The sequence below is a fragment of the Sporosarcina sp. FA15 genome (genome assembly GCF_051550195.1).
Lineage (GTDB): Bacteria > Bacillota > Bacilli > Bacillales_A > Planococcaceae > Sporosarcina > Sporosarcina psychrophila.
Genome location: NZ_CP188818.1, coordinates 1,692,311 through 1,713,899, shown reverse-complemented (window position 1 = coordinate 1,713,899; position 21,589 = coordinate 1,692,311). Strand labels below are relative to the sequence as shown.

Annotated in this window: 22 protein-coding genes and 1 riboswitch; of the genes, 19 read left to right on the top strand and 3 right to left on the bottom strand. The window is 42.8% G+C overall.

What is annotated here, in order from left to right; all coding sequences use genetic code 11:
* Positions 1 to 33: 33 nt before the first annotated feature.
* Together deoB and ACP8HG_RS08340 are read left to right on the top strand one after the other, a co-directional pair.
* The gene (deoB, locus tag ACP8HG_RS08345; RefSeq protein ID WP_067210491.1) at positions 34 to 1,227 is read left to right on the top strand and encodes a phosphopentomutase; all 1,194 of its coding nucleotides are present in this window, start codon (positions 34 to 36) and stop codon (positions 1,225 to 1,227) included.
* 14 nt (positions 1,228 to 1,241) lie between these two features.
* Entirely contained in the window at positions 1,242 to 2,540 is a 1,299-nt protein-coding gene (locus ACP8HG_RS08340) for a pyrimidine-nucleoside phosphorylase (RefSeq protein ID WP_438298636.1), read from the top strand.
* Between the two features lie 88 nt (positions 2,541 to 2,628).
* Here ACP8HG_RS08340 and ACP8HG_RS08335 read toward each other — a convergent pair whose 3' ends face one another.
* Together ACP8HG_RS08335 and ACP8HG_RS08330 are read right to left on the bottom strand one after the other, a co-directional pair.
* Positions 2,629 to 2,793, bottom strand: a complete 165-nt coding sequence (locus ACP8HG_RS08335) for a hypothetical protein (RefSeq protein WP_438298476.1) — start codon at positions 2,791 to 2,793, stop codon at positions 2,629 to 2,631.
* Positions 2,790 to 3,035, bottom strand: coding sequence for a hypothetical protein (locus ACP8HG_RS08330; RefSeq protein ID WP_438298475.1), 246 nt, complete (start codon positions 3,033 to 3,035; stop codon positions 2,790 to 2,792). Before ACP8HG_RS08330 ends, ACP8HG_RS08335 begins: the two co-directional genes overlap by 4 nt.
* A 405-nt stretch (positions 3,036 to 3,440) precedes the next feature.
* Between ACP8HG_RS08330 and ACP8HG_RS08325 the strand changes: the two genes are divergently transcribed.
* From ACP8HG_RS08325 to ACP8HG_RS08300, 6 genes are all read left to right on the top strand, one after another.
* Positions 3,441 to 3,794 carry an anti-sigma factor antagonist gene (locus ACP8HG_RS08325; RefSeq protein ID WP_067210483.1) on the top strand — a complete coding sequence of 118 codons (354 nt, stop codon included), beginning with the start codon at positions 3,441 to 3,443 and terminating at the stop codon, positions 3,792 to 3,794.
* A complete protein-coding gene (gene spoIIAB, locus ACP8HG_RS08320) occupies positions 3,784 to 4,230 on the top strand; it encodes an anti-sigma F factor (RefSeq protein WP_067210481.1) in 447 nt (148 codons plus the stop codon). The genes ACP8HG_RS08325 and spoIIAB overlap by 11 nt, the downstream gene beginning before the upstream one ends.
* Before the next feature lie 3 nt (positions 4,231 to 4,233).
* Complete coding sequence (locus ACP8HG_RS08315; protein WP_067210478.1) at positions 4,234 to 5,022, top strand: SigF/SigG family RNA polymerase sporulation sigma factor; 789 nt, start codon at positions 4,234 to 4,236, stop codon at positions 5,020 to 5,022.
* Between the two features lie 4 nt (positions 5,023 to 5,026).
* Positions 5,027 to 6,478 carry a spore germination protein gene (locus ACP8HG_RS08310; protein WP_067210476.1) on the top strand — a complete coding sequence of 484 codons (1,452 nt, stop codon included), beginning with the start codon at positions 5,027 to 5,029 and terminating at the stop codon, positions 6,476 to 6,478.
* A 66-nt stretch (positions 6,479 to 6,544) separates the two neighbouring features.
* Positions 6,545 to 7,873: a diaminopimelate decarboxylase gene (gene lysA, locus ACP8HG_RS08305; protein ID WP_438298474.1), complete on the top strand. Its 1,329-nt coding sequence runs from the start codon at positions 6,545 to 6,547 to the stop codon at positions 7,871 to 7,873.
* Between the two features lie 504 nt (positions 7,874 to 8,377).
* Positions 8,378 to 8,743: a GNAT family N-acetyltransferase gene (locus tag ACP8HG_RS08300; RefSeq protein ID WP_335339500.1), complete on the top strand. Its 366-nt coding sequence runs from the start codon at positions 8,378 to 8,380 to the stop codon at positions 8,741 to 8,743.
* On the opposite strand, the gene ACP8HG_RS08295 is transcribed toward ACP8HG_RS08300, so the two are convergent.
* Positions 8,744 to 9,274, bottom strand: coding sequence for a DUF309 domain-containing protein (locus ACP8HG_RS08295; RefSeq protein WP_438298473.1), 531 nt, complete (start codon positions 9,272 to 9,274; stop codon positions 8,744 to 8,746). It lies immediately after the preceding gene.
* Positions 9,275 to 9,301: 27 nt separating this feature from the next.
* Between ACP8HG_RS08295 and ACP8HG_RS08290 the strand changes: the two genes are divergently transcribed.
* The 11 genes from ACP8HG_RS08290 (at position 9,302) to ACP8HG_RS08240 (ending at position 21,178) form a co-directional block, all read left to right on the top strand.
* Complete coding sequence (locus ACP8HG_RS08290; protein WP_438298472.1) at positions 9,302 to 10,051, top strand: segregation/condensation protein A; 750 nt, start codon at positions 9,302 to 9,304, stop codon at positions 10,049 to 10,051.
* 1 nt (position 10,052) lies between these two features.
* A complete protein-coding gene (gene scpB, locus ACP8HG_RS08285; protein ID WP_067210465.1) occupies positions 10,053 to 10,664 on the top strand; it encodes an SMC-Scp complex subunit ScpB in 612 nt (203 codons plus the stop codon).
* Positions 10,661 to 11,662, top strand: coding sequence for a D-alanyl-D-alanine carboxypeptidase family protein (locus ACP8HG_RS08280; protein WP_187045149.1), 1,002 nt, complete (start codon positions 10,661 to 10,663; stop codon positions 11,660 to 11,662). Before scpB ends, ACP8HG_RS08280 begins: the two co-directional genes overlap by 4 nt.
* Before the next feature lie 322 nt (positions 11,663 to 11,984).
* On the top strand, positions 11,985 to 12,716 hold the full coding sequence (locus tag ACP8HG_RS08275; RefSeq protein WP_067210459.1) for a pseudouridine synthase: 732 nt from the start codon (positions 11,985 to 11,987) through the stop codon (positions 12,714 to 12,716).
* A gap of 241 nt (positions 12,717 to 12,957) precedes the next feature.
* Positions 12,958 to 13,488 (top strand): thiol-disulfide oxidoreductase ResA, encoded by a 531-nt coding sequence (resA, locus tag ACP8HG_RS08270; RefSeq protein ID WP_067210457.1) that lies wholly within the window; start codon positions 12,958 to 12,960, stop codon positions 13,486 to 13,488.
* Between the two features lie 17 nt (positions 13,489 to 13,505).
* Positions 13,506 to 15,155 carry a cytochrome c biogenesis protein ResB gene (gene resB, locus ACP8HG_RS08265; protein WP_067210454.1) on the top strand — a complete coding sequence of 550 codons (1,650 nt, stop codon included), beginning with the start codon at positions 13,506 to 13,508 and terminating at the stop codon, positions 15,153 to 15,155.
* A complete protein-coding gene (gene ccsB / locus ACP8HG_RS08260; protein ID WP_067210451.1) occupies positions 15,155 to 16,339 on the top strand; it encodes a c-type cytochrome biogenesis protein CcsB in 1,185 nt (394 codons plus the stop codon). Before resB ends, ccsB begins: the two co-directional genes overlap by 1 nt.
* Positions 16,340 to 16,874: 535 nt before the next feature.
* Positions 16,875 to 17,594 (top strand): response regulator transcription factor, encoded by a 720-nt coding sequence (locus tag ACP8HG_RS08255; protein ID WP_067210448.1) that lies wholly within the window; start codon positions 16,875 to 16,877, stop codon positions 17,592 to 17,594.
* Complete coding sequence (locus ACP8HG_RS08250; RefSeq protein WP_187045147.1) at positions 17,587 to 19,371, top strand: ATP-binding protein; 1,785 nt, start codon at positions 17,587 to 17,589, stop codon at positions 19,369 to 19,371. Before ACP8HG_RS08255 ends, ACP8HG_RS08250 begins: the two co-directional genes overlap by 8 nt.
* A gap of 45 nt (positions 19,372 to 19,416) precedes the next feature.
* A complete protein-coding gene (gene sigX / locus ACP8HG_RS08245) occupies positions 19,417 to 19,980 on the top strand; it encodes an RNA polymerase sigma factor SigX (RefSeq protein ID WP_187045146.1) in 564 nt (187 codons plus the stop codon).
* Positions 19,946 to 21,178 carry a hypothetical protein gene (locus ACP8HG_RS08240; RefSeq protein ID WP_187045145.1) on the top strand — a complete coding sequence of 411 codons (1,233 nt, stop codon included), beginning with the start codon at positions 19,946 to 19,948 and terminating at the stop codon, positions 21,176 to 21,178. The genes sigX and ACP8HG_RS08240 overlap by 35 nt, the downstream gene beginning before the upstream one ends.
* 76 nt (positions 21,179 to 21,254) lie before the next feature.
* Positions 21,255 to 21,386: riboswitch (FMN riboswitch) on the top strand.
* The last annotated feature ends 203 nt before the right edge of the window (positions 21,387 to 21,589 follow it).

Genomic DNA, 21,589 nt, shown 5'->3' with positions numbered 1-21,589 from the left:
ACAGGAAAGATTATTTTTAAGGAGGACTAACTTATGGGGAAACAACAATTCAAACGTATCCATCTAATCGTGCTCGACTCTGTGGGCATCGGAGAATCACCGGATGCTTCTGCATTCGGCGATGAAGGTGCTGATACGCTGGGACACATCGGGGAAGCAATGGGAGGCCTGCATATGCCGAACATGGGCAAACTAGGTCTTTCTAATATTAGGGAAATTCAAGGTATTTCCGTTGCGGAAGAACCACTTGCTTTTTACGGTAAAATGCAGGAAGCATCTGTAGGGAAAGATACGATGACGGGGCATTGGGAGATCATGGGTCTTAACATTGACACGCCATTTAAAGTATATCCAAACGGCTTTCCGCAGGAATTGATCGCGGAACTTGAACAAAGAATAGGACGTAAAGTAATCGGCAATAAACCGGCTAGTGGCACCGCAGTCATTGATGAATTTGGCCAGGAACATATGGAGACGGGCGCAATTATTGTCTATACGTCTGCAGATCCTGTGCTACAAATTGCGGCGCACGAGGGGATTATTCCAATTGAAGAACAATACCGGATTTGTGAAATCGCACGTGAGTTGACATTGGAACCAGAATATTTAGTTGGTCGCGTCATTGCACGTCCATTTATTGGAGAACCGGGCAACTTTACACGAACAACAAATCGACATGATTATGCACTTAAACCATTTAATCGTACAGTGATGAATGAATTGGTGTCTGCGGATTATGATGTTATGGCGATTGGCAAAATTGCTGATATCTTTAACGGTGAAGGCATTACCGAATCCGTTCGCACTGTGAGTAATATGGACGGCGTCGACAAATTACTTGATGTTATGAAAAAAGATTTCAAGGGCCTCAGTTTCACGAATCTCGTTGATTTTGATGCGTTATTTGGACATCGGAGAGATCCGCTTGGTTACGGCAATGCACTACAAGAATTTGATGTCAGGTTGCCAGAAATTTTAGAATCACTGCGTGATGACGATCTACTTATTATTACAGCGGATCACGGTAATGATCCAACTTATCCTGGAACGGATCATACCCGTGAATATGTCCCACTCGTGGTCTACTCGCCTTCATTAAAAACTGGTGAGGAAATGCCACTGAACGAGACTTTCTCAGATATTGGTGCTACGATTGCGGAAAACTTTGAGGTGGAAATGCCTGAGTTTGGTAAGAGTTTCTTGCGTTTATTAAAAGAAAAGGTGTGATGAAATTGTTCAGAATGGTAGATGTAATTGAGAAAAAACGAAACGGTGAAGTCCTTACAAAAGAAGAAATCACCTTTTTTGTGAACGGCTATACAGTTGGTTCGATTCCGGACTATCAAGCGAGTGCATTCCTTATGGCAATTTACTTTAAAGGGATGACTGCAGAAGAACAGGGATATTTGACGATGGCGATGGTCGAATCTGGAGATCAGATTGACTTATCCGCAATCGAAGGGATTAAAGTCGATAAGCATTCTACGGGCGGAGTTGGCGATACGACTACGTTAATCCTTGTCCCTCTTGTCGCGGCGTGTGGCGTTCCTGTCGCGAAAATGAGTGGTAGGGGTCTTGGTCATACAGGCGGGACACTCGACAAGCTAGAGGCCATAGAAGGGTTCCATATCGAATTGACAGAAGAGCAGTTCGTCAAGCAAGTGAATGATTTAAAATTAGCGGTCATCGGCCAAAGTGGCAACTTGACACCTGCTGATAAAAAACTCTATTCATTGCGCGATGTGACAGCAACTGTTGACAGTATCCCGCTAATTGCCAGCTCAATTATGAGTAAGAAAATTGCTGCAGGTGCAGATGCGATTGTCCTCGATGTTAAAACGGGTGACGGTGCATTCATGAAGACTGAGGCAGACGCAAGAGCTCTGGCTCATTCGATGGTGGCGATTGGTAAACAAGTCGGTAGAAATACGATGGCGGTTATTTCGGATATGAGCCAGCCGCTTGGGTTTGCAATTGGGAACTCGCTTGAAGTGATTGAAGCGGTTGAAACGCTAAAAGGGAATGGTCCTGAAGACTTGACGGAACTATGTCTAGTTCTTGGTAGCAAGATGATTGTTGCAGGCGAAAAAGCTACTTCAGTTGAGGAAGCTAGGGAAATGTTAAAAGCGGTCATTACTGACGGTTCAGCACTTGAACTGTTTGGTAAACTGATTGAAGCGCAAGGCGGAAATGGGGCAATCATTCATGATACATCTCTATTACCGACAGCGAAATATCAGATTGAAGTACCTGCACTTTCATCGGGTTATGTAACGAAGATGGAAGCGGATGACATCGGTGTTGCCGCAATGCTTCTTGGCGCGGGTAGAGCAACAAAAGATGATGAAATCGATCTTGCGGTAGGTATTGTGCTTACTAAAAAAATCGGAGATGCTGTGCAAAAGGGAGAACCACTTGCCATTATCCATTCGAATACTGAAGCTGTAGAACAATCCATGACACTGATCCAGAAACATATTACGATTGGAAAAGAAGCTGTGGAAAGCCCGCGCCTTATAGGCGACATGATTACAGGCTAAATAGTAGTTGAAAATAAAAGCTACCCTATCAACCGAGTTTGGTTGATAGGGTAGCTTTTTGAAATTAATCATACCCGGAGCCAACCGATCATATCCGGCCCACCCAATCATACCCCCAGCCAACCGAGCATTTTCGAGCTAAATCAATCATACCCTCTGCCCGACCGATCATACCCGCAACCCAACCGAACATATCCGGCCCAAACCAATCATATCCGCAGCCAACCGAGCATATCCGAGCCCACCCGATCATACCTTCAGCCCGACCGAGCATATCCGTCCCCACCCGATCATACCCGCAGCCAACCGAGCATATCCGAGCCAACCGATCATACCCACAGCCCAACCGATCATAATCGTCCCAAACCGATCAAACCTGCAGCCAACCGAGCATATCCGTCCCCATCCGATCATACCCGCAACCCAACCGAGCATATCCAGCCCAAACCAATCATACCCGCAGCCAACCGAGCATATTCGAGCCCACCCAATCATACACACAGCCAACCGATCATATCCGAGCCCACCCGATCATACCCTCAGCCGACCGATCATATCCGTCCCCACCCGGTCATACCCGCAGCCAAACCGAGCATATCCGTCCCCACGCAATCATACCTGCAGCCAACCGAGCATATCCGTCCCCACCCGATCACACCCGCAACCAACCGAGCATATCCGAGCCCACCCAATCATACACACAGCCAAACCGAGCATATCTGCCCCCAAACATTTCTTTTTTTATCGGATGTGTAAATCGTATGGAAGACGTACATACTTTCATCAGTAGTGGGCAATGTCGAAACATAAGAACTTTACGCTGACTGTGACTAGTTCTGTCAGGCGAAAGGGTTTCGGCCTCCAAATGTGGAATATTTCGCAGGAAGGAGGGGGTTCAGCATGGCTGACATCGAAATTATTGACAATGGGATTTTAATTGCAACACTGCAAGGGGAATTGGACAATCATGAGGCAAATCGAATCCGGTCCCACATTTCTTCATCTATTTATAGCGGACAAGTCCGAGCGATTATTTGGGATTTGTCGAGGCTTGGTTTCATGGATAGCGCAGGAATCGGGCTCATTCTTGGAAGGATGCGCGATTTAGCACCTGTGGAAGGGGAAACGCTCATTTTGAATCCGTCCACGACAATGGAGAAGATATTCACATTTTCCGGTCTTGGACCAAATATAAGACATAGTACGGTCGATTTAGCGATCGGTGAAATCGGAGGGGTATTACATGAACAATGAAATGACGTTATCATTCGTCGCAATTGAGGAAAACGAAGCACTGGCAAGGATGGCAATGACTTGTTTTATAACGCCGTTGGACCCGACTATTGAAGAAATTTCAGAATTTAAGACCATTGTGTCGGAAGCCGTGACGAATGCAATTATTCATGGCTACGAATGTGATGGGAAGAGTCTTGTCACAGTCCGCGCTGTGATTGAAGAAAACAAAGTTACAATGACGGTCCGCGATGAAGGAATGGGTATTTTTGACGTAGAACAGGCGATGGAACCGATGTTTACGACACGCCCCTTCATGGAGCGTTCAGGAATGGGATTTACGATAATGGAAAGCTTTGCCGACAGTTTGTCCGTCGAATCAGTATTGGGAAATGGAACAATCGTCAAGTTCGAGAAAACGTTTTCTCCGGTCCCGGAAGCAAGCAGAATGAGGTGACCCATGGACGCATCCGTTGAAGTGAAACCTGCATTGTTGACCCAAGAAAAGATGAGAGAACTCATTAAAGTTTCTCAAGAAGGTGATAAAGAAGCGAGAAGAATGATGGTGGAGGGAAATACGCGGCTTGTCTGGTCTATTGTCCAGCGGTTTGCTTCCCGTGGCGCAGATCCCGAGGATTTGTTCCAAATTGGTTGTATTGGGCTTATGAAATCAATTGATAAATTCGATTTGTCGTATGAAGTGAAATTTTCTACTTATGCGGTTCCTATGATTGTCGGAGAAATTCAGCGTTTTCTAAGGGATGATGGAATGGTAAAAGTGAGTCGATCCATCCGTGAACTTAGTTTCAAAATCCGGCATGCAACTGATGATTATATTAAATTGCATGGAAAATCGCCATCGATTTCAGAGGTTGCAGCAGTCTTGGAGGTATCCGTCGACGATATTGTTCTCGCATCTGATGCTTTACGTGATCCTGCATCACTTCATGAACAGCTATATGAAAGCGAAGGGGATAGCTTAACGCTGATGGATCAGTTGCGAGATGATCGGTCTGAAAGAGTGTTCGACCATATCCCACTTCGGGATGTCATTTCTAAATTAAATAAACGAGATCAAACAATCATTTATATGCGTTACTATTTGGATTGCACGCAAAGTGATATTGCAGAAAGAATTGGCATATCACAAGTCCAGGTGTCACGGCTTGAAAAGAAAATTTTAGCCCAATTGAAATTATGGATGGGCGTTGATTCGGAAGAAATTATACTAAATGTGAGGACGGATTGAACTAATGGAAAAGCTATTCCAATCGGTGAATGAAGGGGAAGAGTGGTTCTATACCTGTTTCGGTAAAGACAAGACGTTCGATGCTACTGCCAGATCATTGCATCTTTGGGATATGCCTGCTCTGTTGCTTTATATTAATGGACTCATAGACAGTGAAACAATCACGACTTTATTGACTGAAATGCAAGGGGCTAGAGGAAAAGAGGACGAAAACCAGGAGGATGGAGGGGAACGATTCCTCTCCTTTTTCCCGTATCACGCCGTTTCCAATGTGAAAGATAGGGACGAATTACTTACTTCAATATTAAGTGGACAGGCAGCCTTCATCACGCCTGATGGCTATGTGTTTACCATTGATATTCGGTCTTATCCAGGCAGGCAACCTGAAGAGCCTGACAATGAAAAAGTCGTCAGAGGATCGAGAGACGGATTTACGGAGAATCTTATTCAAAATACCGCGCTAATTAGAAGGCGGCTTCGTACTGAGGATTTACGATTTGAAATGCATAAAGTGACGATGAATGGGAAAACAGATGTTACAATCACCTACATGCAAGGGGCAGCAAGTAAAGAACATCTTGATTATATTCGTGAAAGGCTGGATGCTATTCACCATGATGGGCTGACAATGACGGATAAGTCGCTTGAAGAATTTTTGTTCAAACAGCGGTTTCATCCAATGCCTTTCGTTCGTTTTACAGAGCGTCCTGATATATGCGCGGCGCATTTATTGGAAGGGCATGTCGCTATCATCGTGGATACATCACCTTCTGTTATACTTGTTCCGGCTCCACTATTTCATCATTTACAACATGCTGAAGAATACCGTCAAGCCCCGCTTATTGGAACATTTGTCAGGATTATGCGTTTGTTTGCAGCTACCATGAGTCTTGTTCTTTTACCATTTTGGTACTTGCTCGCAACGAACCAACACTACTTACCCGATTTCCTCAGTTATATAGGACCGAAAGATATCGGGGAAATCCCATTACTTGTTCAGCTTCTTATCGCAGATGGCGGAATCGAAATACTTCGAATGGCGGCTATTCATACACCGACACCGATGTCGACCGCGATGGGGCTTGTTGCAGCGATTGTCATTGGACAAGTAGCGATAGACGTTGGTCTTTTCACCCCAGAAGTTGTTTTATATGTGGCGGTAAGTGCAATTTTCACATTCTCAATACCTTCTTACGAATTAAGTCTTACGACAAAAATCTTTAGGATTTGTATTCTGTTGTCGACTGCATTATTAGGAGCACCCGGATTTTTCTTGTCCATAACCGTACTTTTCTATTACTTATGTGCATTGAAGCCAATGGGGGTACCGTATTTGTGGCCCGCTGTACCATTTTTTCCAAAGGCAATGTTACGTGTTCTTATTAGGTTTCCAATGACTGCCGATGCACCTAGACCGTTTATAACGGATTCTCCTGATCGAGACCGTGTCTCTTAGATCATTGCCTCAACCCTTCTTTATATGATAAAATTTTAGTTATCTAATTCGAGAGGGGCAGGCAACATGCATTTATATGGAACACAATCAGTCAACGAACGTGGCCATCTGACAATTGGTGGCACAGATACGGTTGATCTCGCACATACTTATGGAACACCACTTAACGTCTATGATATTGCCTTGTTCCGTGAACGGGCAAGCGCCTTTAAGAAAACATTTGAAGCGATGGGCATCCGTGCGCAAGTCGCTTATGCGAGTAAGGCATTTTCGTCTATTGCTATCTACGAAATCGCCGAACAGCAAGGACTTTCTCTAGATGTTGTTTCTGGAGGGGAATTGTTTACAGCGGTGTCTGCAAACTTCCCGCGTAATCGAATTCATTTCCACGGTAACAATAAAAGCTTTACCGAATTACAATATGCTTTTGATGAAAAAATAGGATGTATCGTTATTGACAATTTTTCTGAAATCGAACTGGTTAAGGAAATCGCGGAATCTCGTAAAGAGTCTATGAACGTACTTATCCGTGTAACACCGGGAGTGGAAGCTTCTACACATGATTATATTACGACTGGCCAGGAAGATTCGAAGTTTGGTTTTGATTTGAAAAATGGCCAGACAGATGAGGCTTTCCTTCAGTTGTACAATCATCCTTACATCAATTTGTTAGGTATGCATTGCCATATTGGTTCTCAAATATTCGAAACAGATGCGTTTCGTTTAGCGGCAGAGGCGCTTATGAATAAGATGGTTGCCTGGCGCGATAATTATGAATTCATCTGCACAGTTCTGAACTTAGGTGGCGGATTTGGTATTCGTTATACTGAAGAAGACAAACCGCTTGAACCGTCAGTATATGTCGAAGAAATGGCGACGGTTGTTCTTTCAATGACGCGGAGCCATAACTACCCATTGCCAGAAATTTGGATTGAACCCGGCAGATCGCTAGTCGGAGATGCAGGTACAACTTTGTATACTGCTGGTAGCTCAAAAGAAGTGCCTGGTATTCGGAAATATGTCGCAGTTGACGGTGGAATGTCGGATAATATTCGACCGGCGTTGTACGGTGCAAAATATACTGCCGTTTCGGCAAATCGTATGAACGAACCTCACGTCGATAAAGTGACGATAGCGGGGAAATGTTGTGAATCCGGTGATAAGCTTATTGAAGAGGCTCAACTCGCTGATCCAACTGAAGGAGACATCATCGCTGTTTTCTGCACAGGTGCTTATGGCTATTCGATGGCTAGTAATTACAACCGTCTTCCAAAACCGGCAGTTGTATTCAGTGAAAATGGACAACATCAGCTTGTCGTCCGCAGGGAAACTTATGAAGACATTGTCAGATTAGACATTCCGTTGCAACTAGTAAGACGGGAGGAGAGGATTTGAGAAAACGCAACATCCTCCTTTTCATCTTCATTGTAGTTGCAGCTATTATGTGGGGAGCGGTATACTGGAAGTTCGTCATGCCAATTATTGATCCGCGATAAAGTGAAACTTCAATCAGTAGGGGGCTTTTCTTCCACTGATTGTTAGTTGCGGCCACAGGGATTATGTTCCGATTGATCTGGCTTTTCCGGAAGTGGGTCCTCCACTTAATGTGTTAAATCACTATATATATTGAACAAATGAATACCTATATAAACTGAGCGAAGGCGGCCTTTCAAGGGGTAGCAGAAGCCAAAAGAATGGCTGCGCAGCTGCCTGACTGATTGCGGAAGGAATCCCCTAGCGCCGCAGCGAATTCGATGGGATTTCTGTATGTCAATATATATAGGCCTTAAATGGGCTCTTACTGCTCATTACTGCGCGATAAAGGAAACTGCTTATCATTGGAAAACGTAGTTAGTTCTATCCAATGACCAAAGTGTTTTCAGAAAAGAAGGGATTCAATTGATACTTTTGCGTTATAAGAAAACGTACGAAAAAATTGCGATGGGGCTGCTTTCTTATATGCCCGGCGATAAAACCGTCAAGAAATTGCAGGAATGGATTCAACGATATGAAACAGATGATAGTTGGCAACTATATCTTTTGAAAAAAGATGAGGACTTCATCGGTTTGATAGGCATCGAATTAGGGGAAGAAGACTACACTTTACAGCATCTCTCTGTCAATCCATCTTTCCGTGGTGAAGGAATTGGTCAAGAAATGGTCATGAAGCTGCAAGCGCTCTTCCCTGATAAAACATGTATTGGAACTGAAGAAACTGATTTATTCATACAGAAATGTAAGCCTAAAGAAGAAGGTTCAGACTAATTAACGTCTGCCCTTCTTCTTTTCTTCGCGTTCCCGAAGAATATCACTACGGTCTCTGAGCATATGTTTATGAATGACAGCATCACTGCCGAATGGTAGAAGTGTCATAGATTGTTCCAACTTACTAGCCAGGTCAGTAACGTTAGCTGATAGGATAGTGATGGGGAACGATTCGAATGGCAGATCTTGCTCCAAACGGTTGACTGCTTTTGTAACATCGTAAACTAATTGGTCAAAATCAATTTCTTCCGTGTATTTAGGATAGTTAGCAAGGAAAGTCGGAAACTTTGTCATTGCTTTGTTAAGTGTACGGGATGCTCCTGGTTTATTGCCTCTACGCCAATGATACATTCCTGTCGCAAGGAGGATATAGGCTGTCAACGGGTGATCTTTATCGCTGTCAGGAATAGACTTCCAATACTCCTCCAGTACTTCGTGGCATTCAAAATAGTCTTGATTGCCATTGAAATAAACAATAAAATTTACGAATAGCGGATGATGATACGGATGCATGTAATCAGCCCTTTCCATAGTCTGAAAGATAGGTAGGTGTCACGAATGACATATCAAGTAAAATTAGAGGCTTTCGAAGGGCCACTAGATCTATTATTGCATTTAATCAACCGACTTGAAATTGATATATATGATATCCCGATGGCGGAACTGACAGCGCAGTACATAGAACACCTCCAAGCGATGCGAGTACTGCAATTAGATGAGTTAAGTGAATACCTCGTCCTCGCTGCGACGCTGATTGAAATTAAGAGCAAAATGCTTCTACCAGTCCACGAAGGAGATGAGTTTGATGACGACTTTGATTTTGACATGGAAGACGATCCACGTGACGAGTTAGTTGCGCGCCTGATTGAATACAAAAAATATAAAGAGGCAGCAATTAGTCTGAAAGAGTCTGCAGATGAGCGATCCGGTCATTTTACCAAACCACCCGAAGATCTTACGGAGTTTGGTGAAATTGTGGCGAATGAATCAGATGAAAGTTTGAACGTTTTCGATTTAATTGGCGCGTTTCAAAAGATGCTTAACAGAAAACGTTTGAAGGCACCTATGATAGCAAGTATATCTAAGACGGAAGTTTCTATCAGTGAAAAGATGGATGAAATTATGGCAATACTAGAAAAGGGCGGCGGGAAATGTGATTTCTACTCCTTATTCGACAAAGGCGAAACAACAGATCTTGTCGTAACTTTTTTATCGTTGCTTGAATTGATGAAACGGCGGGACATCATTGTCAATCAGGAAGATAATTTTGACGATTTGACAGTATCGTACCGACGGGAGGATGAGTGAAATGGAATTTAAAGACCGTTTGCCTGGGATGATCGAAAGTTTTTTATTCATAGTAGGGGATGAAGGGTTAACGATTAAACAGTTAACATCTCTAGCTGAGCGTAAAGAATCAGAGGTTACTGAGGCAATTGACTGGCTACGTATGAGTTATGAAGAGCGCAAAGAGAGCGGCATTATGCTGAAGCAGTTTGGAGGGGCATATCGTCTTGTGACGAAAGCTGACTTCGCGGAAGATATAAAACGGTTGTTGGAAAATCCATCTCCGAAATCCATGACCCAGGCATCACTTGAAGTATTGGCAATTATCGCATATAGGCAACCTGTGACACGTGTTGAAATTGACGATCTTCGGGGTGTTAAATCCGAGGGACCTATCAATACGCTAATTGCCAAGGGACTCATAATGGAAAAAGGTCGATCGGAAGGAAGTGGACGAGCGATTCTCTTTGGCACAACAGACTTGTTCCTGGACCGTTTCGGTTTGGCATCACTAAATGGATTGCCACCCCTTTCGCAGGAAGAAGAAGGCGAGACAGTTGAAACAGACTTGTTCATGACAAAGTTCCAAGAAGCGTTTGCGATGGAAAATGACGGAGGAGGAAGCATTTCTTGAAACGGGCGATAATCGTTGTCCTATTTTTCACGTTACTAGTTGGCGGAGGTTTGAAAGAAGTCGCTGCGTCCGGCCAAGCATGGGCCGTTATTGACGCTGATACAGGCAGATTGTTGGAAGGTCATAATGAAAACGTTAGACTGCCGATAGCCAGTCTAACAAAAATCTGGACGGCTTTTACGTTCCTTGAAAGTGTTACAGAGCCCGGAGACGTCATAATTTCGCCACAAGCTGCTTCGGCCGAAGGTTCGTCCCTTTATTTACCGCAAGGGATGAAGATTGAAGCAGATGCCCTGCTAACTGGTCTAATGCTACGGTCAGGCAACGATGCAGCGCGTGCGTTAGCAGAACACGCGGGCGGTTCAATGGACGGCTTCGTGGACCTGATGAACGACAAGGCACTGTTGTATGGATTGAATGATACTGTCTTTTCGAATCCGTCAGGTCTGCATGATGAACGTCACTTGTCTACTGCATACGAAACAGCGCTCATGCTACATTATGCTATGGAAAATGACCAGTTTCGTACTATTGCTACCACAAAGAATTTTAGTTATCAGGGGAAGGATCAAGCCTATAGCTGGCGTAACAAACACCGCCTCCTACATTCCGAATCGACTGCGATTGCAGGAAAGACTGGTTTTACAAAAGCCGCGGGCAGAACGCTTGCAACTTATTTCGAGAAAGATGGCAAAAACATCATCGTTGTCACTCTGAACGATGGTGACGACTGGAATACACATAAAAGTTTGGCCAATAACGTGTTTTCCTCATTCAAGTTGGTGACTGTCGCTAAAAAAGGGGTATATGATATTCTACCCGGTGTAGAAGCAGAACTGTCCAAGCCAATCCGTTTGTTATTGAAAAAAGGAGAGAAATCGAAACTATCAAATGTTATTATTATCCCTCGTGGAAAAAATGAAAAAAGTACAGGGCATTGGACCGTGTCACTCAGTAATGAGCCACTTATTACGACGGAAGTACTTATAAAACAATGAACTTGTTACCAATGGCAAAAAACACAGCAAACTTCAAGCGAATATTAATCGAAAATATGCAATTGTGACGGTTTGGGGAAGACTGACGCCATATAGGTCAGTCTTCTTTTCATTTGCTACAAAGTGTGACATAATTTTTTCAAAGGTAAGAAAGTATAAGTTTCTTGACATGGAACAGTGTCTAGACTTCAGGCGCCAGCCGCTTGGCTCATAAGCAATCCAGCTATGTGGCAAAGAGCGCCACGTCGCTGGATTGACTTATGACCATCGCGTCTAGCGGGCGCCTTCCGCTTTTCTTACAGAATGAAGATGGGGTGACTTAATGGAAAGATTACAGAAAGTGTTGGCACAAGCAGGCGTGGCATCACGTAGAAAATCAGAAACACTAATTGTTGCAGGAAAAGTGAAAGTGAACGGTGTCGTCGTAACAGAGCTTGGAACAAAGGTATCTAGTTCGGATCGTGTAGAAGTTGAAGGAGTTCAGCTTGTTAAAGAGACTTACGTCTATTTCTTATTATATAAACCAAGAGGAATCATTTCGACAGTGGATGACGAGAAAGGCAGGAAGACGGTGTTAGACCTATTCCCGCAAATCGAACAACGGATTTTTCCGGTTGGACGTCTAGACTATGATACATCCGGTGTTATTATCATGACGAATGATGGCGATTTCTCTTACTTAATGACGCATCCGAAATTCGGTATTAAGAAAAAGTATATTGCAAAAGTAAAAGGAATCCCTAGTCGTGAAGCGTTGCGCAAACTTGAGACTGGAATTGACCTAGAAGACGGTAAAACTGCCCCTGCACATATAAAAATGCAGTCAGTAGATAAAAAAACTGAAACTGCGCTTATTGAGATTACAATACATGAAGGAAGAAATCGTCAAGTACGCCGTATGTTCGATGCAATTGGATGTCCGGTCCAAAAACTTCGCAGGGAATCATTTGGTAACGTAACAACTCACGGAATGAATGCTGGAGAAGCTCGGGAATTAACAAAACATGAAGTGAAACAGCTACGTGTACTCGCGGAAACAGGTAAAATAGGCTGATTGTGAGTCAATTGCGCCTCGATTTAATTGCGCTTGTAGCCGCAGGACGCGGCGAACTCAGGTTGCCTTCCCAAACTCCTGTCAAAATTTGTGACATCCGCCTGGGGCTTGCCGTAACTAGTAGGAGACTTCTACTGATTACGGCAATTGTTCACAATCCCTTCAATTATGATGCGTTTATACAAAGGTCTATTTGTTATAATTAAAGGCAGAACTTATTTATTGTAAGGAGGCATTACGTATGGCTAAGGCGGATCAAAAGAAAACACGTCTTATTATAAGGACAATCGTCCTGTTACTTCTCGTCTCGGCAGTTGTCTATACAATCGCTTCAAAAGATAAAGTGAAGGTATTAGCAGTTGGAGATAAAGCACCCGATTTTGAGCTTGTCGATTTGGAAGGTAACAAACAACGACTTTCTGATTATAAAGGTGAGGGAGTTTTCTTGAATTTTTGGGGAACTTGGTGCGGACCATGTAAAAAAGAAATGCCATACATGGAAAATCAACATAAAGCATTCGAAGAAAAAGGTGTCAATATTCTTGCCATCAATATCGCAGAGTCTAATTTGAAGGTTGAAACGTTCAGAGACCAGTATGGCCTGTCTTTCCCAATCGCTATTGATAAAGATAAGAGCGTTAAGGAAGTCTATAATATAGTGCCACTTCCTACGACCTTCCTTATCAATAAAGACGGTAAAATCGAACAAATTATAACAAGGGAAATGTCTGAAAATGAGATAATTTCACTCATGGAAAGCATTCAACCCTAATAAGGAGTAAATCCAAAATGAGCAAAATCAAATGCCAGTGCGGTCATGATAATCCATTTGGCACAGTGCTTTGTGAGCGATGTGGTAGACCGCAGACTGAAGAAGCGAAAGAAAGCAAACTTGTCGACATGCGTTACGAAGGTGCGGCAAGAAGATCGCAGACATATAAACGGTCGATCATCGATAAAATATGGAATTTCTTTTCGAGTGTAAAAATTGGAATTAGTATTATCGTTGCCGTTCTCGCAACTGCTGCGATAGGTACTATTTTTCCACAGAAACTGTATGTAGCCGCGTCAACTGAGGCGGAGTATGCAGCTTACTACGAACGGCTTTATGGATTGGCAGGCACGATTTATTACAAACTTGGTTTTCATGACATGTATAATAGCTGGTGGTTCATCACGTTGGTCGGGATGCTTGGAACTTCCATCATTATTGCCAGTGTCGACCGAGTTATACCGCTTTATAAATCATTGAAAAGGCAACGCACAAAACGCCATCCTTCATTCATGAAAAAACAACGAGTCTATGGTGAAGGACCGTCGGAAGACCCAGAAGCTGCACTTATAAAAGCTGAGGGGAAACTGAAGGAACTTCGTTACAATGTGAAAATCGAAGACGGAGCTTTGCTTGCAGAGAAAAACCGTTTTTCAAGATGGGGTCCGTACGTCAATCATTTAGGACTTATCATTTTTCTGTTTGGTATTCTACTGCGCGGTATCCCTGGGTTTTATGTTGATGAAACAATGTGGATTCGCGAAGGGGAAACACGCTCTATTCCAGGTGCAGAAGGTTATTATTTGGAAAGCAAAAATTTCATTATGGAAAACTACACGAAAGAGGAAGCTGATGAGGTATTCGGCGATGCGCTTGAACGTGTCGGCATGATTGCGAAAAACTATCAGACGGATGTCGCTCTATATCAGACACCTGAAGGCGGTCTTCCAGGATCTGATGAAATGGACTTCGTTAAAGAATACTCTATCATTGTTAATAAGCCATTGAAATTTGATGGATTCAACGTTTTCCAAATGGATTTTCGTTTAGATGAATTAAAATCGATGACATTCCAATTAACTGAAAAAGCTACGGAATCTTCACTTGGGGAGTTTACAGTCGATCTTACTAATCCGGAACGTGAATATGAACTTGATAATGGCGCGCGCGTTATTTTGAGCGATTATTATCCGGATTATGACGGGATTGAAGACGGAGAACCGAAATCGAAATCTCCAGTACCGAATAATCCAGCATTCATCTTTAAAATGGTGACCCCAGCCAAGCCGGACGGCGAGATGAGTTTCGTCGCCATCAAACAAACGCTTGAAACGGAAGTCAACGATTATAAGGTGAAATTCGTTAGTGCAGAAACCCGTGATATATCTGGGCTGACAGTACGCAAAGATAAAACATTATATCTCCTTTTACTAGGAGGAATTATCTTTATGATTGGTGTTTCGCAAGGATCTTATTGGAATCATCGACGAATCTGGATTCAAAAAGGACCTAATGGAGAGCTACTAGTTGCAGGACATACGAATAAAAACTGGTTCTCCTTGAAAAAAGAGTTAGATCAAGTGAAAGACGTTGCTAATTTACCGTCCTATGAAGACAGACAGGACAAGGAATCTATCTTGCGAGATAAGGAAGTGGACAAAGTATAATGGGACTTGCATCGTTAAGCGCTAACTTGCTGTTAGTTTCATTTATCGCTTACCTCGTCGCGACGCTATTTTTTGGCGGCGCGGTGAAAGGCGCTAAATCTGAAGCATCTTATAAAAATAACCGTTGGGGAAAAATTGCGATTACCATCACGGTCATCGGATTCATTACCCATGTAGGTTACTTCATCACACGCTGGATTGCATCAGGTCACGCACCAGTAAGTAATATGTTCGAATTTACGACTGCCTTTGGGATGATGCTCGTTGGGGCATTCATTCTTCTGTATTACTTATATAGAACACCATCACTCGGCTTGTTTGCTTTGCCGATTGCGATTATTATTATCGGCTATGCAAGTATGTTCCCGAAGGAAATTACACCACTTATTCCAGCACTGAAAAGTTACTGGTTGACAGTTCATGTAATTACAGCTGCACTTGGTGAATCGATCCTCGCGATTAGTGCCGTAGCTGGGTTAATCTATTTATTGAAGAATATCGATTTGACGAAAAAGTCGAAACAGCGGTTCTGGCTAGAGGCGGTTATTTTCACGCTTATCTTAGTAGTCGGTTTCGTTTTATCTTCGTCAACGTTTAAATTGACTGGCTATGAAGCACATTTCACTTATATTGATAAAAATGAACAAGCTGCTAAAATTGAGTACAATTATCCACCACTTTTCGGTATGTCTGGCTATGAATCGCTAACACCGGACGCGATGACGCCTTGGGCTGAAATGCCACCAATCGTCAATGCGAAGACGCTGACGACGTTCGTCTGGTCAATCGCAAGCGGAATCATTCTCTACTTGATTCTTAGACTCATTTTCCGTCGTCCAATTGCGGCATTGTTGCAGCCATTCGCTAAAAAAGCGAATTCGCAACTAATGGATGAAATTGGATACCGTGCGGTTATGATTGGTTTCCCTATCTTTACACTAGGTGCTCTCATTTTCGCAATGATCTGGGCTCACGAAGCGTGGTCAAGGTTCTGGGGATGGGATCCAAAAGAAGTATGGGCCCTTATCACATGGTTATTCTATGCTGCATTCCTTCACGTGCGTTTATCACGCGGTTGGGATGGCGAAAAATCGGCATGGCTTGCGGTTATCGGTTTCGTCATCATTATGTTTAACCTGATTGCCGTGAATTTGATCATCGCAGGGTTGCATTCATACGCTTAAGCGAGAACTGCCTAGTAGTTATCTAACTACTAGGCAGTTTTTTTGTTTTATAAGTGAAAATAAAAATCCCCTTCAAATCTACTTCGGTGCTTAGTTTATGCTATACATTGGCTCAACATATATAAAGGGGGATTATAAGATTCGGTAATGTCAATGTGTTGTAACTTCGAGGTTTCAAGTCAAGTGGTTGGGGCCGTTTATGATCGGTTGGTAAGGGTATATGGTGGGTGTGTGTCGATTATGATCGGTTGGCAAGGTTATATGCTCGTTCGTACGCCGATTATGATCGGTTGCAAGGTTATGCTCGTTTGTGTGTCGTTTATGATTGGTTGCAAGGGTATATGCTCGTTCATGTGGGGTTTATGATCGGTTGGCGAAAGTATATGCTTGGTTGTGTGTTCACTTTTGATCTTACTAGACACCGGTTCGCCATTTTGAAGTTGCGCTTAAGAACGTCGCTACGGCTTTTCTGTTTCTTTTTTGCACAACGACTTGTACAATGAGGATAGTAGCTAGTTGAAAGGGGTAATCATTTATGGAAGAAAAAGTGACGTTGTTAGTAGTAGACGACGAGGAAAGAATCCGTCGTCTGTTAAATATGTATCTTACTCGTGAAGGGTATGAAGTCGAAGAGGCTGTCGATGGCGCGGATGCACTCGAAAAAGCGCTTGTGAATAACTATGATTGTATTTTACTCGATTTGATGATGCCTGAAAAAGATGGATTAGAAGTGCTAGAAGAACTAAGAGAAAAGAAAATTATGACGCCTGTCATGATGCTGACGGCAAAAGGCGAAGAGTCAGACAGAGTAACTGGTTTTGAGTCTGGTGCTGATGATTACATAGTGAAGCCTTTTAGTCCGCGTGAAGTTGTTCTGCGGGTTAAAGCAATTCTTAGAAGGTCTGTTACGTTTCCAGGTGCCGCTTCATCTTCTACATCGAAGGACTTGGTCGTCTTCCCTCAATTAACGATAGATCACGATGCACACCGGGTTACAGCTGAAGGAGAAGAAGTTGGGCTGACGCCGAAAGAGTACGAATTGCTCTATTTTCTTGCGAAGTCGCCTGACAAAGTATTCGACAGAGAGCAGCTGTTAAAAGAAGTGTGGCATTATGAATTTTTCGGAGATCTCCGTACAGTAGATACGCATGTCAAACGGCTACGTGAAAAGCTAAGCCGCGTTTCTGAACAAGCAGCAAAAATGATTGTTACTGTTTGGGGAGTCGGTTACAAGTTCGAGATTCCTAATGAATAGAATATGGAATTCAATTGTCGGGAAGCTATGGGCAACCATATTGCTTCTCGTTTCTTTTGTATTATTTATTGTTACGGCCTTGCTCCTTGAATTCCTAGATGACTTCCATACACAACAGGCTGAGGAATCATTGCGAAGGGAAGCAACAACGATCGGGAAAATTGTTAATGATCACGAAAGTCAAACTTCGATGAACTTGATTATTGATGACATTCTTGACGACGAAACGAATGCGATGATTGTCGATACCAATGGGGAAGTTACGCATTCATTCCATAAAGGATTGAACAAGGATAGAATAGAAAATAAAGTGCTCTATGAATCCATGTTTTATGCAGCTGAAAAGAATAATAAACAAGTTGTAAAAGAGATGATCTTACCTTCGATTAATGAAGAGAATGTCATGGAACAATACCTTGTTCTATCCTATCCACTTGAAAAAGGAGAGCAACTCGGTAGCTCAGTTATCATTTATCAAAGCCTTGAAGCCGTCCATAGGACAACAGAAAGTACTACACGTATCGTATTCTTATCAGCATTTATTGCCTTTATTTTAACAACATTTTTCGCCTTTTTCCTGTCAACAAGAATTACTTCCCCTTTACGTGGATTGAGGCAGGCGGCATTTGAATTATCGAAAGGGAATTTCGATACAAGATTGCCTGTAATGCAAAATGATGAAATTGGCCAGCTTGCAACTGCATTCAATCAGATGGGTAGACAGCTTAAATATCACGTTGAACTTATTAATCAGGATAAAGAGCAGCTTTCAAGCATCCTTACATCGATGACTGATGCTGTCATTACATTTAATCGAGATTATACAATCCTGCTAAGTAATCCACAAGCTGAACAGTTATTGCAGAATTGGTATTTTAAAAATGGCGCACAAGAGGGTAACCATCATATCCCACCGGCGATTTTTCATATGCTTGAACATGTTATTACGTTCGCTGAGGAAGTTGAAGATGAATTAGAATTAGGTGGACAGTTTTATGGAATCTCTATTAGCCCGTTGTATAGCGGAAATAGTATTCGTGGGGCAGTTGCTGTCTTACGTGATATGACAGATCAGCATAAGCTTGAGAAACTTAGATCCGACTTCATAGCAAATGTATCTCATGAACTTCGGACACCGATATCTATGTTGCAGGGGTATAGTGAAGCCATTATTGATGGAGTTATAACAAGTGATGAAGAGCGCGACGAAATGGTACAGATCATACACGATGAATCGAAAAGGATGGGCCGACTTGTGACGGATCTTCTCGATCTTGCAAGGATGGAATCAGGACATATGCGACTTTACAAAGACGATCTATCGATGATTCCTTTTCTCGACCGGATAGTCAATAAATTCATGCAAGTTGCGCGTGAAGCAAATGTCGATTTGACTTTCGAATTCTTGGAAGATACAGTACTCATTTCAAATGTAGATGAAGACCGTATGGAGCAAGTATTGACGAATTTAATAGACAATGCAATCCGCCATACACCTGATGGGGGAAGTGTTAGACTTGGAATACAAAAACAAGTTGATATGATTGAAATAACAGTGACAGATACAGGTGTTGGAATTCCGCAAGAGGACTTACCGTATATCTTCGAACGTTTTTACAAAGCAGATAAAGCGAGAACTAGAGGAAAAGGTGGAACAGGTCTTGGACTCGCCATCGCGAAAAGCATTATCGACTCACATGGTGGCAAGATCGCTGCAACAAAAGGCGACACTGAAGGAACGATTTTCAGTTGCATATTGCCCTTAAAAAAGATGTAACTTAATAGCTTGAAATACGACTAATTGATAGAACGGGGGTATTTCATGGACGACTCCGTTTTCCATCGGCTTTACGAACAGTACCATCAGGATGTGTTCAAGTTTCTTATCTATTTGACGAGAGACCGTGACCATGCTGAGGACCTCATGCATGAAGTCTATGTGAGGGTACTGCGTGCCTACGCCGGTTTTGAGGGGAAAAGTTCCGAGAAGACATGGCTCTTTTCAATTGCTAAAAATGTAGCAATCGACCATTTCAGGAAAATTACAGTTCGTAAAAAGCATCTGTTCGATAAATTCGACTGGGAAAAGAGCGAACTCGTATCGACAGGTATCCTGCCGGAAGAAATCGTAACACTCAGTGAAGAGATGCAAGAGCTGCTGCAAGCACTTAATACATGTACTGGTGATCAGAAAATGGTTATCATCATGCGCTATTTCCAAGATCTTTCCATAGCTGAAACAGCCGAAATTCTTAGCTGGACAGAAGGCAAAGTGAAGACAACACAACATAGGGCGATCAAAGCATTACAAAAGAAATTGAATGCTCTTCCGACAGAAGGGGGGAAACTAGATGACCCACAAAGATTGGAACGACAACAAGATTGAAAAACTCCTCGGTGATGTGCCTGACATATCAGATAATCGTCCAATGTCGGAAATACTGGCGCGGCTGAAGCAAGATGAACGGCTGAATACGCCTCACCGTAAAAAATCAAAGAAATGGATGCCAGCACTTGTCGCTGTTGCTGCTTTGCTTGTTATCGGCCTGTTGGTTCCTTCTATGTTTGGTGAAAATGAATTGTCAATGAAGGATCAAAGTACCGACAATAAAATGATGCAAAGTGAGGACGCCGAGCCTTCTGCAAGAGGTGCGAGTTTGGAAAATGAATCGAGTACGGATGAAGAAGCGGAAATGGGCACAATGGATGGATTTTCTACTAAGATGGCATCTGAAACAGGGAGGACACACCATTTTGCTGTCTACTCCGAAGACGTTACCGATAGTACACTATTCCATTTAGGTCTTGCAGGTGATCAAGCTTTAAGCATTGCCGTTACATTTATCATTCCGAACAGTCAAATCAATGAGGATATTGGTTTCTTGGAGCCAACGAGTTATGATTTGTACAAAAAGTATGCGAGTCGTCTCGATGAAAGTGCACTGGGTTTTCAAGAGTACCATCCTTATAAAGGCAATATAGCCGCAGAGGATCATGTAATTATCCACCAGCTACCGCAAGGTCATGGTTATGACATAGGTTCGGGATCGATGGAAGTCTATCTCGACTCTTTACAAGATACGTTTTACGGTTATCAGGAGGTCCGATTTGAGAACGAGGATGGAACTGCGACCATGTTCTCTGAAGTAGGTCAACCGAGCACACCGTTGATTTTGAAAAGTGGTCGTAATCATTTGAATTACTATATGTTTGAACAACAAGATGGACAGCAGTTTCTTACATCGAACTTTTCCCAACCGCAGCCATCGTTGAACGAGGCATTACAGCAAATGAAAGTGAAGCCGAATGATGTTTTCAAGCCAGTCATTCCAAGTACTTTAAATTTTGAAGTAAAGGCAGATGACAAATTGACGACCATCAAATTCACACAACCACTGGATTTGGACGCGATGGAGCCGGAAAAAGCGATGCAAATGATTGAGGGCATGCTCCTGACAGCAGCTGATTTTGGTGAACAGCTTCAATTCGAAAATGTCGTTCAAGAAGAATGGAACGGTTTTAACTTCAGCCAGCCTTTACCGGTACCGGTTGGATCTAATCCACTTCCACTTATATTGAAGTAAATAGAAAGACCTTTGTAAACAGCCTTGTTTACAAAGGTCTTTTTTTTGTATACAATAAGGTTGTAACAAAATATTGATTCATCTTCGGGGCAGGGTGTAATTCCCGACCGGCGGTAAAGGAAAGTCACTTTCCAAGCCCGCGAGCTTAACAGCTGATACCGGTGTAATTCCGGAGCCGACAGTATAGTCTGGATGGGAGAAGGTGAAGGTGCGGCCATCTTTTTGTGTTGTCTACAAAAAGAGGTGCTTATTTAAATGTGGGTTAAAAGAGAAAGAAATAGTCTCTTTTCTACTCTCTATTTGAGTATACCTTTCAAATCCCTCGAGCTTATTTGCTTTTGGGATTTTTTGTCGACATAAACAAGGTGGAACGGCCTTTCCTCTTTTGAAGTGAATCGCAAAAGGAGAGAG

What these genes read in the sequence shown, in the direction of transcription:
- deoB (WP_067210491.1), top strand. Translation starts at nt 34, where the DNA reads ATGGGGAAACAACAATTCAAACGTATCCATCTAATCGTGCTCGACTCT.
- ACP8HG_RS08340 (WP_438298636.1), top strand. Translation starts at nt 1,242, where the DNA reads ATGGTAGATGTAATTGAGAAAAAACGAAACGGTGAAGTCCTTACAAAA.
- ACP8HG_RS08335 (WP_438298476.1), bottom strand. Translation starts at nt 2,793, where the DNA reads ATGATCGGGTGGGCTCGGATATGCTCGGTTGGCTGCGGATATGATTGG.
- ACP8HG_RS08330 (WP_438298475.1), bottom strand. Translation starts at nt 3,035, where the DNA reads ATGATTGGGTGGGCTCGAATATGCTCGGTTGGCTGCGGGTATGATTGG.
- ACP8HG_RS08325 (WP_067210483.1), top strand. Translation starts at nt 3,441, where the DNA reads ATGGCTGACATCGAAATTATTGACAATGGGATTTTAATTGCAACACTG.
- spoIIAB (WP_067210481.1), top strand. Translation starts at nt 3,784, where the DNA reads ATGAACAATGAAATGACGTTATCATTCGTCGCAATTGAGGAAAACGAA.
- ACP8HG_RS08315 (WP_067210478.1), top strand. Translation starts at nt 4,234, where the DNA reads ATGGACGCATCCGTTGAAGTGAAACCTGCATTGTTGACCCAAGAAAAG.
- ACP8HG_RS08310 (WP_067210476.1), top strand. Translation starts at nt 5,027, where the DNA reads ATGGAAAAGCTATTCCAATCGGTGAATGAAGGGGAAGAGTGGTTCTAT.
- lysA (WP_438298474.1), top strand. Translation starts at nt 6,545, where the DNA reads ATGCATTTATATGGAACACAATCAGTCAACGAACGTGGCCATCTGACA.
- ACP8HG_RS08295 (WP_438298473.1), bottom strand. Translation starts at nt 9,274, where the DNA reads ATGGAAAGGGCTGATTACATGCATCCGTATCATCATCCGCTATTCGTA.
- ACP8HG_RS08290 (WP_438298472.1), top strand. Translation starts at nt 9,302, where the DNA reads ATGACATATCAAGTAAAATTAGAGGCTTTCGAAGGGCCACTAGATCTA.
- scpB (WP_067210465.1), top strand. Translation starts at nt 10,053, where the DNA reads ATGGAATTTAAAGACCGTTTGCCTGGGATGATCGAAAGTTTTTTATTC.
- ACP8HG_RS08275 (WP_067210459.1), top strand. Translation starts at nt 11,985, where the DNA reads ATGGAAAGATTACAGAAAGTGTTGGCACAAGCAGGCGTGGCATCACGT.
- resA (WP_067210457.1), top strand. Translation starts at nt 12,958, where the DNA reads ATGGCTAAGGCGGATCAAAAGAAAACACGTCTTATTATAAGGACAATC.
- resB (WP_067210454.1), top strand. Translation starts at nt 13,506, where the DNA reads ATGAGCAAAATCAAATGCCAGTGCGGTCATGATAATCCATTTGGCACA.
- ccsB (WP_067210451.1), top strand. Translation starts at nt 15,155, where the DNA reads ATGGGACTTGCATCGTTAAGCGCTAACTTGCTGTTAGTTTCATTTATC.
- ACP8HG_RS08255 (WP_067210448.1), top strand. Translation starts at nt 16,875, where the DNA reads ATGGAAGAAAAAGTGACGTTGTTAGTAGTAGACGACGAGGAAAGAATC.
- ACP8HG_RS08250 (WP_187045147.1), top strand. Translation starts at nt 17,587, where the DNA reads ATGAATAGAATATGGAATTCAATTGTCGGGAAGCTATGGGCAACCATA.
- sigX (WP_187045146.1), top strand. Translation starts at nt 19,417, where the DNA reads ATGGACGACTCCGTTTTCCATCGGCTTTACGAACAGTACCATCAGGAT.
- ACP8HG_RS08240 (WP_187045145.1), top strand. Translation starts at nt 19,946, where the DNA reads ATGACCCACAAAGATTGGAACGACAACAAGATTGAAAAACTCCTCGGT.